Below are 15,371 nucleotides of genomic sequence, written 5' to 3'. Positions count from 1 at the left end.
GTTGCCTCCTTTACTTTTGGGCCGCCGGCTCGAGTTCGGCTTTCTCCGCTACCGGGGGCTTAAACTGAGCGAGCCACTCGTGCATAGCCCACCGCTCCTTCACCACCTGCTCGGCGCGTTCCATAAGCTGCCGGAAGCGCTCGGGGTCCATCTGCTGCACCATGCGGTAGCGGGTTTCGTTGCCCACGTACTGGGACAGCGGCACTTTGGGCGTACTGGAATCCAGCTTGAGAGGCGGTTCGCCGGCCGCTGCACGACGGGGATCGAAGCGCAGGAGCGGCCAGTAACCGGACTCCACCGCCAGGCGTTGCTGTTCGGCACCGTAGGCCAGGTCGTAGCCGTGGGCGATGCAGTGGCTGTAGGCAATGATGAGCGAGGGCCCGGGGTAGGAGTCAGCCTCGATGAAGGCCCGTACGGTTTGGGCATCCTTGGCTCCAAAGGCCACTCTAGCCACGTACACGTGGCCGTAGGTCATGGCCAGTAGGCCCAAGTCCTTCTTGGCCGTAGCCTTACCGGCCATAGCAAACTTGGCGGCGGCCCCGAGGGGCGTGGCTTTGGACTGCTGGCCGCCGGTGTTGGAGTACACCTCGGTGTCCAGCACCAGGAGGTTGATGTCCCGGCCCTGGGCCAGGACGTGATCCAGACCGCCGTAGCCGATGTCGTAGGCCCAGCCGTCGCCGCCGATGCCCCAGATGGACTTGCGTACCAGGTAATCGGCGAGCACTTCCAACCTGCGGGCCCGGGGATCGGAAAGGCTTGCCAGTTTTTCCCGGAGGATGCGTACCCGTTGCCTTTGAGCGGCAATGCCGGCCTCGCTGTATTGGTCGGCGGTCAAAAGCTCGTGCACCAGGTTGTCGCCAATCTGCCCGGAAAGCTCCACCAACAGCTCCCGCGCCTGTTCGGTGTGTTTGTCCACCGCCAAGCGGAAGCCAAAGGCGAACTCAGCGGCGTCCTCAAAGAGCGAGTTGGACCACGCCGGTCCACGTCCTTCGCGGTTGGTGGTGTAGGGGGTGGTGGGCAAGTTCCCGCCGTAAATGGAGGAGCAACCGGTGGCGTTGCCAATGAGCGCGCGGTCGCCGAAGAGCTGGGTGAGGAGCTTGACGTACGGTGTTTCGCCGCAACCCGCGCAGGCGCCGGAGTACTCGAACAGCGGCTGCAGGAACTGGGAACCCTTCACGTCCAGCTTGAGCTCTTCCCGCGGGGGATCGGGAAGGCCCAAGAAAAACTCGTAGTTGACCCGTTCCTGCTCGCGGAGGGGCATTTGCGGGTGCATGTCAATGGCCTTGTGCTTGGGGTTCGCTTTGTCTTTGGCTGGGCAAACCATCACGCACAGGGTGCAGCCGGTGCAGTCCTCCGGTGCCACCTGGATGGTGTACTTCCAGCCTTTGAACTCCGGTGCTTTGTAATCGGTGGACTTGAAGGTTGCCGGCGCATCCTTGAGGTACTCGGGTGGGTAAACCTTGGCCCGGATGGCCGCGTGGGGGCACACAAGCGCGCATTTGTTGCACTGAATACATAACGCAGCATCCCACACCGGGATTTCCAAAGCAATGTTGCGCTTTTCCCACTGGGTGGTGCCGGAAGGCCACGTGCCGTCCACCGGAAAGGCGCTCACCGGCAGGTAGTCGCCTTTGCCTTCCATCATCACCGCGGTAACCCGCTTGACGAAATCGGGAGCCTTGTCCGAAACCACCGGCGGACGCGTGCGGGTGGCGGTGATTTTGTCGGGCACTTTCACCTCGAAAAGGTTGGCCAACGTGGTATCTACGGCAGCGAAGTTCTTGCGCACTACCTCCTCGCCCTTCTTGCCGTAGGTCTTTTTAATGGCATCTTTGATCTTGGCAATGGCTTCTTCCCGCGGGAGCACCCCGGAAATGGCAAAAAAGCAGGTCTGCATGATGGTGTTGATACGTACCCCCATCCCCGTTTCCTTGGCCACCTTGTACGCGTCGATCACATAGAACTTGAGCTTTTTGTCTAAAACTGCTTCTTGCACTTCTCGGGGGAGGTGCTCCCACACCTCATCAGGGCCAAACGGCGCGTTGAGCAGGAACGTGCCGCCGGGAACCGCGTAGCTCAGCATGTCGTACTTATCCACGAAAACAAACTGGTGGCAAGCCACGAAGTTTGCGCGCCGGATGAGGTATGAAGAGCGAATCGGCTTGGGGCCAAACCGAAGGTGGGAGATCGTCACTGCTCCAGCCTTCTTGGAGTCGTAGACAAAGTAGCCTTGGCCGTAGTTGTCGGTTTCCTCGGCAATGATCTTGATGGAGTTCTTGTTGGCGCCCACCGTTCCGTCCGAACCCAAGCCAAAGAACACCGCCCGCTTCACCTCGTCCGGCTCGATGTCAAAGTCCCAATCGAACGGCAGAGAAGTGTGCATCACGTCGTCCACGATGCCTACAGTAAAGTGGTTCTTGGGGTTGGGTTTGGCCAGCTCGTCATAGACGGCCTTGACCATGGCCGGGGTGAACTCTTTTGAGGAAAGCCCGTAGCGGCCACCCACTACCCGGGGGATGGTGGAGAAACGACGGCCATCGGTGCTGTCCTCTACCAGGGCTGAAACGACATCGAGGTACAGCGGCTCGCCTAGCGCTCCAGGTTCCTTAGTACGGTCCAAAACCGCAATAGCTTTCGTGGTAGCCGGCAAGGCCGCAATGAAGTCCTTTACCGAGAACGGCCGGTAGAGACGAACCTTCAGCACCCCGATCTTCTCGCCCCGAGCCACGGCCCACTCCACGTACTCGTGGGTGACCTCCGCACCGGATCCCATGATGACAATCACCCGTTCGGCTTCCGGGTGGCCCACGTAATCAAAAAGGTGGTACTGACGGCCGGTAAGTTCGGCGAACTGGTCCATGACGGCCTGTACAGTTTGAGGGCACGCCAGGTAAAACGGGTTGCAGGCTTCCCTGGCTTGGAAAAACACATCGGGGTTTTGGGCGGTGCCGCGGATGAACGGCCGATCGGGGTTTAAAGCGCGATCGCGATGAGCTTTAATGAGCTCGTCAGGCAACAACGCCAAAAGGTCCTCGTTGGTGAGCTCCTCGATCTTTGCCACTTCGTGGGAAGTGCGAAAGCCGTCAAAAAAGTGCAAGAACGGGACACGGCTGCGCAGGGTAGCCGCCTGGGCAATGGCAGCAAAATCGTGGGCCTCCTGCACCGAACCCGAAGCCAGCAAAGCGAAGCCAGTTTGCCGACAGGCCATCACGTCGGAGTGATCACCAAAAATCGACAGGGCGTGGGTGGCCACCGTACGCGCCGACACGTGCATGGCAAAAGACGTGAGCTCACCAGCGATCTTGTACATGCTGGGGATCATGAGCAGAAGCCCCTGGGAGGCGGTAAAGGTGGTGGTCAGGGAACCTGCTTGCAGGGCCCCGTGAACGGCAGCAATGGCTCCGGCCTCCGACTGCATTTCTGTCACCTGGGGCACGGTTCCCCAAATGTTTTTGCGCCCCTGGGCCGACCACTCGTCTGCGAACTCACCCATGGGCGATGAAGGTGTAATCGGATAGATGGCAATGACCTCGTTGGTGCGGTGCGCAACCGATGCCACCGCTTCGTTGCCATCTACCGTGATCATACGGCGTTGTGCCATTTCTTTCCTCCTTCCCCTAAAGCGTTCAAAGACGCATTGGAGGCGGCCCATTAAGTGAACCGCTTCACAAGGTGAAGTGTACGCCCTTTTCCAGAGAACGGCAACAGCGCACGTGGTAAAGCGGGCTCGGGGGAAAATGCATGAGGCTAGGGGACAAATGGCGGCCCTGAGGGGAGTCGAACCCCTGCTGCCGGCTTGAAAGACCGGTGTCCTAACCGTTAGACGACAGGGCCGCACAACCTCGCGGCAGGCGTTATGGTAGCACACACTAGGCGACCCCTGCCCCTGCGTGTGGGCCCGCCGCTCCGCCTCTGTGGGGCCGCCGCTCCGCGGCGGCTAAGAGAAAAGCGACCCGCGACGGAGCGCGGGTCCCACATTTTGTGTTTGCTTTGTGGGGCCAGCGCTCCTGCGCCGGCGGGGGTGGGCAAGACAAGCGAGCATCCGGCTTTGCTGGCGCGCGCGTGGGGGCTCGGGGGGCTGAGCGCGCGGCGGCAAGGGCGGGCTGCGCGCGAGCCCCCCGCGACAAATAGCTCGGGTGGCCAAGCCGCCCGCGGGAGAGGGCTAGGTTGCGGCCGTGCCCCCGCGTCAAACAGCCGGCGGCCTCGCGTTTCGAGCCAGCGATCCCCGGGGGTTGACATTGCGGCAAAGCTTTGAGAGCATTCCCATGGGCGAGTTGTAACGTGCATTGGGATTTATCCAAAATCGAGTATCAAACCGGCCGCGAAAGAGGGCGAGTTCGCGGCTTTTTCTGTTGGCCGCTGGGACGCCCCCAGCAAGGAACATGGTCCTGAAGCACGGGACCGAAACGAGGAGTGCAGCATGGCAACAGGTACAGTGAAGTGGTTTAACGAAACAAAGGGCTTTGGCTTCATCACCCAGGAGAGCGGCGAGGACGTGTTCGTCCACTACTCCGCAATCGTGGGTGAGGGCTTCCGGACCCTGAAGGAAGGCGCCCGCGTGCAGTTTGACGTGGAACGTGGTCCCAAGGGGCTCCAGGCCAAGAACGTGCGGCAAATCTAAGCGGCACAAAAAAGCCTTTTGCTGCGGCGCTTCGGCGCCGCTTTTTTTTTCCGCTAGAACAAAGGCTTTTGCAGCGGCGAACCGTGCGGTTTTGTCTTTACTTCTTCGTGGGAATGGGGAGCTTGATTTGCGTCCGCGGCTCGCCGTAGTAGGGACGATAGCCCATATCCAGCTCCGAAAGGGGCCCACGGTAAAGGAGCTGGTCCAAGCCAATCACCGCTTCTTCCCGGGTGCGGAAGGCCATTTCGTGGGTGCGGGTCATGATGATAGCTTCCTTGGGGCAGGCGTCCACACAAAAGCCGCAGAACACGCAGCGCAAAAGGTCAATGGTGAAAACCTTGGGTTGCTTTTCCCACTCCACCGGGGCGTTGGGGTCCTCGTCCGCTTCGATGTGGATGCAGTCGGCGGGACAGGCGGTTTCGCACATGTAGCACGCCACGCAGCGGGGGCTGCCGTCTTCCCGGGTTAGGAGCACGTGCCGGCCCCGCATTCTTTCGGAGTACTCGCGCTTCACCTCCGGCCACTCCACGGTTACCGTGTACTTGCGGGAAAACAGGTTGCCCAAGAAGTGCCGCAAGGTAACGCCCAGCCCCTTCAGGATCTCCAGGAGGTAAAAGCGCTGCCAAAAGCGCAACGGGCGGGGGTTGCAAACGATCACGTCGTTGTTCATCGGTCCAGCTCCCCAGCGATGATGTTAAGGCTTCCCAGGATCGCCACGCTGTCGGCGACCAAATGCCCCTTGAGCATGTGAGGGTAGGCCTGGAAGATGGCAAAACAGGGGGGCCGCACCTTCAAGCGGTAGGGCTTGCCGCCGCCGTCGGAAATGGCGTAAAAGCCCAGCTCGCCGTTGGCGCCCTCCACGTAGCCGTAGTACTCCCCCGCCGGCACCTTCATGCCTTCCATGATCAGCTTGAAGTGGTAAATGAGCGACTCCATTTCGGTGTAAACCCGGGCCTTGGGGGGCAAGGCAACGTGGTGGTTTTCCACGATGATGGGACCGTCCGGCAGGTTGGCCAGCGCTTGCTCCACAATACGCAAGCTTTGCCGCATTTCCTCTACCCGCACCAGGTACCGGGCGTAGGTGTCGCCGGTGTGGGCGATGGGCACCTTGAAGTCGTACTGGTCGTAGCCCAGGTAAGGGTGGGCCTTGCGCACGTCATAAGCCACGCCACAGGCACGAAGGCAGGGCCCGGTCCAGCCCCAGTTGATGGCCTCTTCCGCGGAAATCTTGCCAATGCCCTCGGTCCGCTCGCGGAAGATGCGGTTTTCGGTGATGAGCTTTTCCATGTCGTCAATGAGCGGCGGAATGCGCTTGAGGAGGTAACGCACAGCATCGGCAAAGTCGTGGGGCACGTCGTTGGCAAGACCGCCAATGCGCACGTAGGAAACCGTGAGCCTGCCCCCGGCGCAGGCTTCCAGAACCGAGTAAATCTCCTCCCGCGCCTGGTAGAGGTACAAAAACGGCGTCATGGCGCCCAGGTCCGTGAGGTTGGCGCCGATGTCCACGATGTGGTCCATGATGCGGGAAAGCTCCGAGAGGATCACCCGCACCGCCTGGGCCCGGGGCGGGGCCTCAATGCCCAGCATGTTTTCCACGGTAAAGGCGTACCCCACGCCGTTGATCATGGCCGAGCAGTAGTTCAGCCGATCGGTGTAGGGGATCACCTGGTTCCAGGTGTGCCGCTCGGACATCTTCTCGAAGCAGCGGTGCAGGTAGCCAATTTCGGTTTCCGCTTCGGTGATGATTTCGCCGTCCAGGCGCACCACCGTGCGCAGGGTGCCGTGGGTGGCCGGGTGGGCCGGGCCCAGGTTCAGGACCTGCGTTTCAAAGTGGTCCTCGTCCTCCTGGGGGATTTTGGCCCACTGGGGCACGTACTGCTCTTCCTCTTTCAAAAGCCAGCGCTGACCGGGATCGTAGTCCTTGCGCAGGGCGTGACCCTGGAAGGACTCGTGGGTGAGGATGCGGCGCAGGTTGGGGTGGCCGGAAAAGCGGATGCCAAACATGTCGTAGGCTTCCCGCTCGAACCAATCGGCGGCCTTCCACAACCCATACACCGAGGGCACCACAGGGTCCTCCTCGGCCACCGGCACCTTGACACGGATGCGGTGCCCGTGGCGCAAGGAGTAGAGGTGGTAAACCACGTCAAAGCGCGGCGTGCGCTTGCCCCACCAATCCACCCCACACACGTCCAAGAGCAAATCGCAGCTTAAATCCGGGTGCTCCTTGAGGTGCTTGGCAAAGTCCCAGAGCACCTTGCGGTCCACCACAAAGGTCTGCTGGTCGCCGCCGGGAAGCTCCCGCACCAGGTTTTCGTCAGGGAAAGCTTGGCGAACCGCCGCCCTCCTTGCCTCTCGTGTGGCCATCTCACTCCCCCGCCGCTGCCCGCCGGGCAGCCACCATGCGCTGATAGTGCGTCTCCCCCCTTTCGATCATTTCCTGCAGCTTCACCACCCCGGCAAACAGCGCCTCGGGCGTGGGGGGGCACCCGGGCACGTAAACGTCCACCGGGATGAACTCGTCAATGCCCTGCACCACGTGATAAGCCCGGTAAAAGCCACCGGTACAGGCGCAGGCACCCATGGAAATCACGTACTTGGGCTCGGCCATTTGCTCGTAAATCCGCACCAGGACAGGAGCCATCTTGTCGGTAATCGTGCCCGCGACGATCAAGAGATCGGACTGCCTGGGAGAAAAACGCACCACTTCCGCCCCGAACCTGGAGAGGTCGTAGTGCCCCATCATCACCGACATGAACTCGATGCCGCAGCAGGCGGTGCCAAAGGGGTAAGGCCAAAGGCTGTTGGCCCGGGCCTTATCCAGCAGCTTTTCCAGCTTCGTGGTTAAAAACACGCTGCTGCCATCCGGTGTCCTCATGTTGCGCGCCCTCCCCTTAATAAGAACCCGGACCTGGGCGACGAGCTTCCCAGAGCCAAGAGCATTATACGCACATTCACAAGCCCTTCCCAGCCGCCTGGGGACACCAGCGGGCCAGGACCCGGCTCACGTAGCTCTGGGTTTCGCGAAAGGGTGGGATGCCTCCGTAAGCCTCCACCACCGCCGCCCCGGCGTTGTAAGCCGCCAGCGCCCAGTCCACCCGGGCAAAGCGATCCAGAAGCTTGCGCAGGTGGGCCGCGCCAGCCTGCAGGTTGGCCGCCGGCTGATGGGGGTCCAGAAGGCCGTAGGACAGCCACACCCCCGGCATGAGCTGCATTAAGCCCCGGGCTCCCACCCGGGACACCGCAAAGGGGTTAAACCCCGATTCCACCGCTACCACCGCCGCCAAAAGCCTGGGGTCCAGGTTGTGGCGCTGGGCGGCAGCCACGATTTCCCCCCGGTACGGGAGCTCCGCCGGCAAGCTCTGGGAAGCAAAAACCGGTTCACAGGTAACTGCGGCTTGCTCCTGCGGTTTTTCGCTTTCCGGGTGGGGGTTGAAATCAGCCACCTCCAAAACCCTCTCCACCCGGGCAAGCGGCAGCTCCACCCAGGCCCCTTCCTGAAGGTGCAAGCGAAGGCGGTCAGTACCGGCCAGGTTTGCGCTTTCCACCTGGAAGAAACCGCCGTCGGTCAACACCACCAGGTACGCGGCAAAGCCGGGAGCAGCTAAAGCCAAAAGCCCCGTGCAAACAAGCAAGAAAAAACGCATGCTAGGCCCGGGGGTGGGAGCGGTCGTAAAGCTGGCGCAAGCGCTCCCGGGTCACGTGGGTGTAGATTTCGGTGGTGGAAATGTCGGCGTGGCCCAGCATCACCTGCAGCGCCCGCAAATCCGCACCGTTGGCCAAAAGGTGAGTGGCAAAGGAGTGGCGCAGCACATGGGGGGAAAGCTGGGAGGTAATGCCCACCTTTTTCCCGTACCCCTTGATGATTTGCCAGAAGCGCTGCCGGGTCATGGCCTCCCCGCGCACGGTAAGAAACAGCGCCTCGGGAGAGCCTTGCCGCACCAGCTTCCCCCGGGCCAAGGTGAGGTAGCGCTCCACCCACAGGCGCGCCTCGCTGCCCATGGGGACGACCCGTTCCTTGTTCCCCTTGCCCACCACCCGCACAAACCCAGGGTCCAAGCGCACCTGGGAAACTTTCAGGCCCACCAGCTCGGAAACCCGCAAGCCGGTGGCGTATAAAAGCTCCAGCATGCTCTTGTCCCGCAGCCCCTGGGGGGTTTGTGGATCGGGGGCTGCAAGCAGCATCTCCACCTCCTCGGGGGTGAGATAACGGGGGAGCGCCCGCATGAGCTTGGGGTTTTCCAGCTCCAGGGTGGGATCGTGCTGGATGGCACCTTGCTCCATGAGGTAGCGGAAAAAGCCCCGCAAGCTGGAAAGCGCCCGGGCGGTGGAGCGCGCCGAAAGCCCCGTACCCCGAAGCTGCGAAAGGTAGAGCCGTACGTCGGCCCGCTCACAGGCGGAAAGCTCCACCCCGCGGTCCTGCAGCCACTGGCCAAAGCGCAGCAGGTCGCTTGAATAGGCGGCTACAGTAAAAGGCGAAAGGGCCCTCCCCACCGTGAGCTCGGCCAGGTACTGGCTCAGGTAGCGGTTGAAGCCTTCAGGGTCCTTGCCTTTCTTTGCCGTCATCAAACGACGCTCCCGCGCCTCCATCCCAGGCATAGTAAGCCAAATCCAGGCGCCCCTGGGGATCAAAAACCACGCCTTCCGCTTCCAAAAGCCTGCGCTGAAGGCCCGGCGGGAAATCGGGCAGGCGCTCGGTGGAACAGCGTCCCTGGGCGTTGACCACCCGGTGCCACGGGACGTCCGCGGGACACACGTGCAGGGCCCATCCCACCGCCGCCGGCGAAAGGAGGTGCCCCAGCCGGGCGGAAATTTGCCCATAGGTCAGGACCCTTCCTGGGGGGATTTGGCGCACCAGGCGGTAAACCAGCTGGAACGCCGAAAGCTCTGCAACGTCGCCGTGAAGGCGGTTTCCCCTTTTCGCCACGCCTTAAGTCTAGCCCGGCCGCCCGAAAATCTACGGCATAATGACGCCGGAGGCTTACGATGAAGACGTTTTCGTTCAAGGTGGACCCCCTGACCGGAGAGCAGTACTACGAGGTTTACCTTCGCGGCCAGCAGCTTTTAACCGACCCGTTGCTCAACAAGGGTTCCCACTTTTCCATTGAAGAACGCGCCTCTTTAGGGCTTACCGGGCTTTTGCCCCACGGGGTTTCCTCGCTGGAAGAGGAAGCAGCGCGCTCGCTGGAAAGCTACCGCCGCAAGCCCGACGATTTGGAGCGCTACCTCTTCCTTTTGGGCTTGCTCAACCGCAACGAAACGCTCTTTTACAAGCTGCTCACCGAAAACCTCATCGAGATGCTGCCCATCGTTTACACCCCCACCGTGGGGCAAGCATGCCTTTTGCTTTCCCGTATCATGCGGCGGGCGCGGGGCGTGTACATCCACCCCGACAACATCGCCGCCATTGACACCATCTTTGCCAACGTGCCGTTGCCGGAGGTGCAGCTCATCGTGGTGACCGACGGTGAGCGCATCCTGGGCCTGGGGGATTTGGGCGCCGATGGCATGGGCATCCCCGTGGGGAAGGTCAGCCTTTACGTGGCAGCCGGGGGGCTCCACCCCGCGTGCTGTCTGCCGGTGTGCCTGGATGTGGGCACCAACAACGACCGCCTCCTGGCCGATCCCCTTTACCTGGGCTTCCGCCGTCGCCGGTTGGAGGGCGAAGACTACGACCGGTTCGTGGAGAGGTTCGTCTTAGGGGTCAAGCGCAACTTCCCCAACGCCCTCATCCAGTGGGAGGACTTCGCCAAACACAAGGCCTTCAGGCTTCTGGAGCGCTACCGCGAGCGCATCCCCTCCTTCAACGACGACATCCAGGGCACCGGCGCCACCGCCCTCGCCGCCCTGCTCACCGCCAGCCGCATCAAGCAAAAACCGTTGGCCGCCGAGCGGGTGGTCATCGTGGGTTTTGGTCAAGCCGGGGTGGGCACCGCCAAAGCCATTGCCACCTACCTGCAAAGCCAGGGTTTACCCCCCGAAGAGGCCCGGAAGGTAGTTTGGCCGGTGGATGTGCAGGGGCTTTTATGTCAGGACGACCCGAGCCTCGAGCCCTGGCAGCGCCCCTTTGCCCGCAAGCGGGAGGAAATTGCCGGATGGAAGCTCAAGGACCCGCAAAAGATCACCCTGGAAGACGTGGTGGTGAACGTCAAACCCACCATCCTCGTGGGTGTCACCGCCCAACCCGGCCTTTTCAGCACTAAGCTCCTGCAACAGGTGGCCAAAGAGGAAGCCCGCCCGGTGATCCTGGCCCTTTCCAACCCCACCAGCAAATCGGAGTGCACCCCTGAGGACGCCCTGGCCGCCACCGGCGGGAGGGCCCTGGTGGCCACCGGCAGCCCCTTCCCTCCCGTGTCCCTGGAGGACCGCACGGTGGAAACCTCCCAGTGCAACAACCTGTACGTGTTCCCCGGGGTGGGTTTGGGCACCCTGGTGGCCAAGGCCCCAAAGATCACCGACGAGATGTTTCTGGCGGCCAGCGAGGCGCTTTCGGCCATGGTTTCCGCAGAAGAGCAGGAACGGGGTTTGCTTTTGCCACCGCTGACATCGGTGCGCCAGGTGGCCCGGGAGGTGGCCGTGGCGGTGGCCAAGAAAGCCCGCGACCAGGGGCTTGGTCGCCTGCTGGCGGATGAGGAAATTGAGGAGGTGGTCTCCCAGGCCCAGTGGGAGCCGCGCTTCGTGCCCTACCGCCCGGGGCGACCGTCCTAGCCGATGCCGGCAGTCCGGCCTAGCTGCGGATCTTCAAGTTTCCGGGCAGCTCCTCCACCGCCAGCGCCAACTGCCGGCTGATTTCTTCGGCAGAGGTGGCTTGCAGCAAGCTGGAAACGGTGGTGCGGCGCCGGCAAATCCACGAAAGTCTGGCAAGCCAACGCAGGTGCGCCTGATCCCGGCGGAAGGCCAGGAGGAAAAACAGGTGCGTGGGCCGCTCATCGGGGGAGCCAAAGGAGACACCCTCCTTGGAGCGGGCCAGCGCCAAAAACTGACGGGGGAACTTGTCCGCCGCCCGATGGCGGGCATGCAAAAAAGCCACGCCGTTGGGCATGGCGGTGGGGACCATCCGTTCCCGCTGGATCAACGCCGTTTCCAGCCAGCGGGGGTCGGTCACCATGCGTTTTTCCGCCACAAACTTGACGATTTCCGCGATGACCTCTTCCCGGGTGCTGGCGGTAAGCTGGTCCAGCACGTGCTCTGGCCCGAAAATATCGGAAAGCTTTGGATCCTCCGGCTCTGGTTGGAGATTTTCTGCCACTCTTCCCTCCTCGCCCCCAAGGGCCCCGCTATTGTAGCTTAGGAAAAGCCCAACGTTTGCGCGGCGTTGGTGATCTCCCACCAGGCTTTTTCCACGGTTTTGCGGTCCGTTTCCATGTTGCCAACCGCTAAGTGCAAGGCAAAGCGGCCTTTCAGCGTGGTGTGCGACAAAAACACCCTGCCGGAGGCGTTCACCGCGTGCAGGAGCCGCTGGTTGGCCTCGGCTAAAGCTTTCTCGTCGTCCAAGCCCTGAGGATGCCAGCGGAAGTTCACCACCGAAAACGGCACCGGGGCCAAAAGCTCAAAATCCTTGCTGGCCTCCAGCCAGCCGGCAAACTCCTGGGCCAACGCCACGTGTTTGCGGATGATCTCCGCCAACCCCTTGGTGCCGTAAGCGCGAAACACGAACCACAGCTTCAAAGCCCGAAAGCGGCGACCCAGCTGGAAGCTGTAGTCCATGAGGTCCACGGCACCGGCCACATCGGTGGTGAGGTAGGTGGGCACCAGCGAGTAAGCTTGCCGAAAGGCCTCGGGCTGAGCGGTAAACAGGCAGGAGCAGTCAATGGGCGTGAACAACCACTTGTGGGGGTTGGCCACAAAGGAGTCAGCCAGCTCGCATCCGGCAAGCGCCCAGCGAAACTCCGGCGCCACCGCCGCACTGCCGGCGTAAGCCGCGTCCACGTGCAGCCAGAGCCTGTTTTCCCGGCAAACCTCGGCAATTTCGGGAACCGGATCCACCGAGGTGGAGGAGGTTGTCCCCACCGTGGCCACCACGGCAAAGGGCAAGTAGCCTTCCTGCCGATCCCGGTGCACCGCTGCCGCCAGGAGCTCGGGCTGCATGCGGAACTGGGCGTCTGCCGGCACCCGGACCACGTTGTCCCGGCCAAGCCCAAGCACCATCGCCGCCTTGTCCACCGAGGAGTGGGCCTCCTGGGAGCAGTAAAGGCGAAGCCTGGGCGCACCCTGCAAACCGCGATCCCGGGTGCCGGGAAGGGCCCGCTCCCGCGCCGCACCCAGCGCCAGCAGGGTGGAGGTGGAGGCGGTGTCGGTGATCATCCCAAACCACGAGCCCGGCAGCCCCAGCGCTTGCGCGTACCAGGAAAGCACCACCTGCTCCAGCTCGGTGAGCGCCGGGCAGGTCTTCCACAGCATGCCGTTGACGTTGAGCGCCGAGGAAACAAGGTCAGCAGCAACTCCCGGCGGCGAGCCCGTAATGCCAAAGTAACCCAAAAAGCCCGGGTGGTTCCAGTGGGTTACCGCCGGCAGGATAAGGCGGTCTAAATCGGCAAACCACGCTTCCGGCGGTTCCCCCTCTGCCGGCGGAGCCGCGGGCAGCTGCGCCGTGAGCCACCCGGGCTGCACCTGCGCTAAAACCGGGAGCGAGCCCACCTGGGAGCGGTACTTTGCCACCCACTGGGTGGCTAGCTGCAGAAGCTCCTCCCAGTCAGGGTTCATTTGGCCTGGCGGAACTTGATGGAGCACCCTAAAGCCTTGGTTTCCGCCACCGGCACCGGCTTTCCCGCCACCACCGCCGCCAGCGCATCGGCCAGGTACGTCTTCTTGACCTCCTGGGGTTTTTCGGCGTTGTCGTCAATGGCCCCGTGGTAAACGAGTTTGCCCTGGGCATCGAAAAGGAAGGCCTCCGGCGTCCGGGTGGCGCCAAAAGCGCGTGCCACATCCGAGGTGGCGTCCATCACGTAGGGAAAGCGGTAGCCGTGCTCTTTTGCTTGCGCGATCATGTGCTCCATATCGTCGTCGGGATACGCCGTCACGTCGTTGGAGTTCACCGCCACCACGCCCACGCCCTTTTGGCTGTACTCGTTGCCCAGCGCCACCATGCGCGCCTGCCAGGCTTTCACCCACGGGCAGTGGTTGCAGGAGAAGATCACCAAGAGCCCTTTGGGACCCATGAGCTCTTTAAGGGTCACTTCCTTGCCATCCACGCCCTTCATCTTGACGTTGGCCACCGATTCCGGGAGGCTATCCCCGGGTTTCAGCGCCCACGCCGGGCCCAACGCCATGGCCACCAACAACACCGCCAAGACCTTCGCTTTCATGTCTTCCCCCCTTTTCTTGATTCCATTTTCGCCTTTTTCACGGCGTCCTCAAGCTCCGCCCTGGTGATCTGCCGCTCAAACCAGGTAACCAGCTTCCCCCCCGGCGCAAAAACAAAGGTGGCGGGGAGCGCTCCGCTCCACTGCGGCGAAAGCACCTCCACAAACGCCTCATCGCTGCCCTGCTTAAGGTAGGTCGCAAACCCCACGCCCCGTTCCCGCAGGAACTTCTCCACCAGCTCCCGGCGGCTGGAAAAGTCAGCAGAAACCAGCATCACCTTCACGTTACCTTGATTTTTGCGGGCAAACTCCAGGATTTCTGGAAACTCCTCCACGCACGGCCGACACCAGGTGGCCCACACGTTCACCACCACCGGCACCGAGGCCTTCCGCAGCTCCTCCTGCAGCTGTGCCGGTGTGAGGTCCAGAACCCCCACCGCCGCCGCCACCAGCACCAAAGCACCCATCATCGAGAACTCTTACGCAAAATCTAACCACAGGTTTTCGGGCTGGGCGCTTCCAGTAGCCCGCATGCCCTTGCCCTGGGGCACGCCGTTTTGTCTGGAAAGCTAGCTTGCGCTGAAACCAGTCGGTCGCTGCCCGCGTGAACACCTGCGGAATAACTCAAGTATAAAAGCGAAAGCCCTGGACTTGACTCCAGGGCTTTCATAATTCCCGGCAGCGACCTACTCTCCCACGCCGTTTCCAGCGCAGTACCATCGGCCCTGAGGGGCTTAACTTCCGTGTTCGGAATGGGAACGGGTGTTTCCCCCTCGGTATGGCCACCGGAAAAACCTCATAAACTTGGACAACTCAACTGGGTTGGCACACCAAGCGTTTGGGAAGGAAGTATGGTCAAGCCGCACGGCCGATTAGTACGGGTCAGCTCAACGCGTTACCGCGCTTACACCTCCCGCCTATCAACCTGGTCATCTACCAGGGGCCTTTAGGGGCATGACGCCCGGGACACCTGATCTTGGAGTTGGCTTCCCGCTTAGATGCTTTCAGCGGTTATCCTTTCCGGACACAGCTACCCGGCGCTGCCGCTGGCGCGACAACCGGTACACTGGAGGTCCGTCCGTCCTGGTCCTCTCGTACTAAGGACAGCTCTCCTCAAGTGTCCTCCGCCCGCACCAGATAGGGACCGAACTGTCTCGCGACGTTCTAAACCCAGCTCACGTACCGCTTTAATCGGCGAACAGCCGAACCCTTGGGACCTGCTTCAGCCCCAGGATGCGATGAGCCGACATCGAGGTGCCAAACCCCGCCGTCGATGTGAACTCTTGGGCAGGATCAGCCTGTTATCCCCGGCGTACCTTTTATCCGTTGAGCGACGGCCCTTCCACACGGGACCGCCGGATCACTAAGCCCGACTTTCGTCCCTGCTCGACTTGTGGGTCTCGCAGTCAAGCCCGCTTATGCCTTTGCACTCTCCGGCTGGTTTCCAATCA

Annotated in this window: 13 protein-coding genes, 1 tRNA gene and 2 rRNA genes (1 of these 16 running past the window's edge); 2 read left to right on the top strand and 14 right to left on the bottom strand. The window is 62.1% G+C overall.

What is annotated here, in order from left to right:
- Window positions 1–10: 10 nt before the first annotated feature.
- Together nifJ and EG19_RS07810 are read right to left on the bottom strand one after the other, a co-directional pair.
- Complete coding sequence (gene nifJ, locus EG19_RS07815; protein ID WP_038049359.1) at window positions 11–3,601, bottom strand: pyruvate:ferredoxin (flavodoxin) oxidoreductase; 3,591 nt, start codon at window positions 3,599–3,601, stop codon at window positions 11–13.
- A 158-nt stretch (window positions 3,602–3,759) separates the two neighbouring features.
- A tRNA-Glu gene (locus EG19_RS07810) sits at window positions 3,760–3,834 on the bottom strand.
- A gap of 586 nt (window positions 3,835–4,420) precedes the next feature.
- Between EG19_RS07810 and EG19_RS07805 the strand changes: the two genes are divergently transcribed.
- Entirely contained in the window at window positions 4,421–4,621 is a 201-nt protein-coding gene (locus tag EG19_RS07805; RefSeq protein ID WP_038049357.1) for a cold-shock protein, read from the top strand.
- A 97-nt stretch (window positions 4,622–4,718) separates the two neighbouring features.
- On the opposite strand, the gene EG19_RS07800 is transcribed toward EG19_RS07805, so the two are convergent.
- The 6 genes from EG19_RS07800 to EG19_RS07775 all read right to left on the bottom strand — a co-directional run bounded on the left by EG19_RS07800 (window position 4,719) and on the right by EG19_RS07775 (window position 9,545).
- Window positions 4,719–5,291, bottom strand: coding sequence for a NuoI/complex I 23 kDa subunit family protein (locus EG19_RS07800; protein ID WP_081800033.1), 573 nt, complete (start codon window positions 5,289–5,291; stop codon window positions 4,719–4,721).
- The gene (nuoD, locus tag EG19_RS14345) at window positions 5,288–6,985 is read right to left on the bottom strand and encodes an NADH dehydrogenase (quinone) subunit D (RefSeq protein ID WP_053335080.1); all 1,698 of its coding nucleotides are present in this window, start codon (window positions 6,983–6,985) and stop codon (window positions 5,288–5,290) included. The genes EG19_RS07800 and nuoD overlap by 4 nt, the downstream gene beginning before the upstream one ends.
- A 1-nt stretch (window position 6,986) precedes the next feature.
- Window positions 6,987–7,496, bottom strand: coding sequence for an NADH-quinone oxidoreductase subunit B (locus tag EG19_RS07790; protein WP_053335079.1), 510 nt, complete (start codon window positions 7,494–7,496; stop codon window positions 6,987–6,989).
- Window positions 7,497–7,572: 76 nt separating this feature from the next.
- A complete protein-coding gene (locus EG19_RS12680; RefSeq protein WP_053335078.1) occupies window positions 7,573–8,265 on the bottom strand; it encodes a lytic transglycosylase domain-containing protein in 693 nt (230 codons plus the stop codon).
- 1 nt (window position 8,266) lies between these two features.
- On the bottom strand, window positions 8,267–9,184 hold the full coding sequence (gene xerD, locus EG19_RS07780) for a site-specific tyrosine recombinase XerD (RefSeq protein WP_053335077.1): 918 nt from the start codon (window positions 9,182–9,184) through the stop codon (window positions 8,267–8,269).
- Window positions 9,156–9,545 (bottom strand): MGMT family protein, encoded by a 390-nt coding sequence (locus tag EG19_RS07775; RefSeq protein ID WP_053335076.1) that lies wholly within the window; start codon window positions 9,543–9,545, stop codon window positions 9,156–9,158. The genes xerD and EG19_RS07775 overlap by 29 nt, the downstream gene beginning before the upstream one ends.
- Before the next feature lie 59 nt (window positions 9,546–9,604).
- Between EG19_RS07775 and EG19_RS07770 the strand changes: the two genes are divergently transcribed.
- Window positions 9,605–11,326 (top strand): NAD-dependent malic enzyme, encoded by a 1,722-nt coding sequence (locus EG19_RS07770; RefSeq protein WP_038049354.1) that lies wholly within the window; start codon window positions 9,605–9,607, stop codon window positions 11,324–11,326.
- Between the two features lie 19 nt (window positions 11,327–11,345).
- On the opposite strand, the gene EG19_RS07765 is transcribed toward EG19_RS07770, so the two are convergent.
- The 6 genes from EG19_RS07765 to EG19_RS07740 form a co-directional block, all read right to left on the bottom strand.
- On the bottom strand, window positions 11,346–11,867 hold the full coding sequence (locus tag EG19_RS07765; protein ID WP_038049351.1) for a PTS sugar transporter subunit IIA: 522 nt from the start codon (window positions 11,865–11,867) through the stop codon (window positions 11,346–11,348).
- Between the two features lie 38 nt (window positions 11,868–11,905).
- Complete coding sequence (locus EG19_RS07760) at window positions 11,906–13,321, bottom strand: pyridoxal phosphate-dependent decarboxylase family protein (protein ID WP_038049349.1); 1,416 nt, start codon at window positions 13,319–13,321, stop codon at window positions 11,906–11,908.
- Window positions 13,318–13,923, bottom strand: a complete 606-nt coding sequence (locus EG19_RS07755) for a thioredoxin family protein (RefSeq protein ID WP_038049347.1) — start codon at window positions 13,921–13,923, stop codon at window positions 13,318–13,320. The genes EG19_RS07760 and EG19_RS07755 overlap by 4 nt, the downstream gene beginning before the upstream one ends.
- Complete coding sequence (locus EG19_RS07750) at window positions 13,920–14,390, bottom strand: TlpA family protein disulfide reductase (RefSeq protein ID WP_053335075.1); 471 nt, start codon at window positions 14,388–14,390, stop codon at window positions 13,920–13,922. Before EG19_RS07750 ends, EG19_RS07755 begins: the two co-directional genes overlap by 4 nt.
- Before the next feature lie 203 nt (window positions 14,391–14,593).
- Window positions 14,594–14,710 (bottom strand): 5S ribosomal RNA (gene rrf / locus EG19_RS07745).
- 61 nt (window positions 14,711–14,771) lie between these two features.
- Window positions 14,772–15,371, bottom strand: a 23S ribosomal RNA gene (locus EG19_RS07740) (it continues 2,419 nt past the right edge of the window).

The sequence above is a fragment of the Thermoanaerobaculum aquaticum genome (assembly GCF_000687145.1).
Classification (GTDB): domain Bacteria; phylum Acidobacteriota; class Thermoanaerobaculia; order Thermoanaerobaculales; family Thermoanaerobaculaceae; genus Thermoanaerobaculum; species Thermoanaerobaculum aquaticum.
Note: the sequence above shows the minus strand (reverse complement) of the source record. Positions and strands in the feature narration are given on the sequence as shown.

Bases quoted from the DNA above. Each gene is read 5' to 3' on its own strand.
- EG19_RS07760 (WP_038049349.1), bottom strand. From the start codon at position 13,321: ATGAACCCTGACTGGGAGGAGCTTCTGCAGCTAGCCACCCAGTGGGTG.
- EG19_RS12680 (WP_053335078.1), bottom strand. From the start codon at position 8,265: ATGCGTTTTTTCTTGCTTGTTTGCACGGGGCTTTTGGCTTTAGCTGCT.
- nuoD (WP_053335080.1), bottom strand. From the start codon at position 6,985: ATGGCCACACGAGAGGCAAGGAGGGCGGCGGTTCGCCAAGCTTTCCCT.
- nifJ (WP_038049359.1), bottom strand. From the start codon at position 3,601: ATGGCACAACGCCGTATGATCACGGTAGATGGCAACGAAGCGGTGGCA.
- EG19_RS07755 (WP_038049347.1), bottom strand. From the start codon at position 13,923: ATGAAAGCGAAGGTCTTGGCGGTGTTGTTGGTGGCCATGGCGTTGGGC.
- EG19_RS07805 (WP_038049357.1), top strand. From the start codon at position 4,421: ATGGCAACAGGTACAGTGAAGTGGTTTAACGAAACAAAGGGCTTTGGC.
- xerD (WP_053335077.1), bottom strand. From the start codon at position 9,184: ATGACGGCAAAGAAAGGCAAGGACCCTGAAGGCTTCAACCGCTACCTG.
- EG19_RS07750 (WP_053335075.1), bottom strand. From the start codon at position 14,390: ATGATGGGTGCTTTGGTGCTGGTGGCGGCGGCGGTGGGGGTTCTGGAC.
- EG19_RS07800 (WP_081800033.1), bottom strand. From the start codon at position 5,291: ATGAACAACGACGTGATCGTTTGCAACCCCCGCCCGTTGCGCTTTTGG.
- EG19_RS07790 (WP_053335079.1), bottom strand. From the start codon at position 7,496: ATGAGGACACCGGATGGCAGCAGCGTGTTTTTAACCACGAAGCTGGAA.
- EG19_RS07770 (WP_038049354.1), top strand. From the start codon at position 9,605: ATGAAGACGTTTTCGTTCAAGGTGGACCCCCTGACCGGAGAGCAGTAC.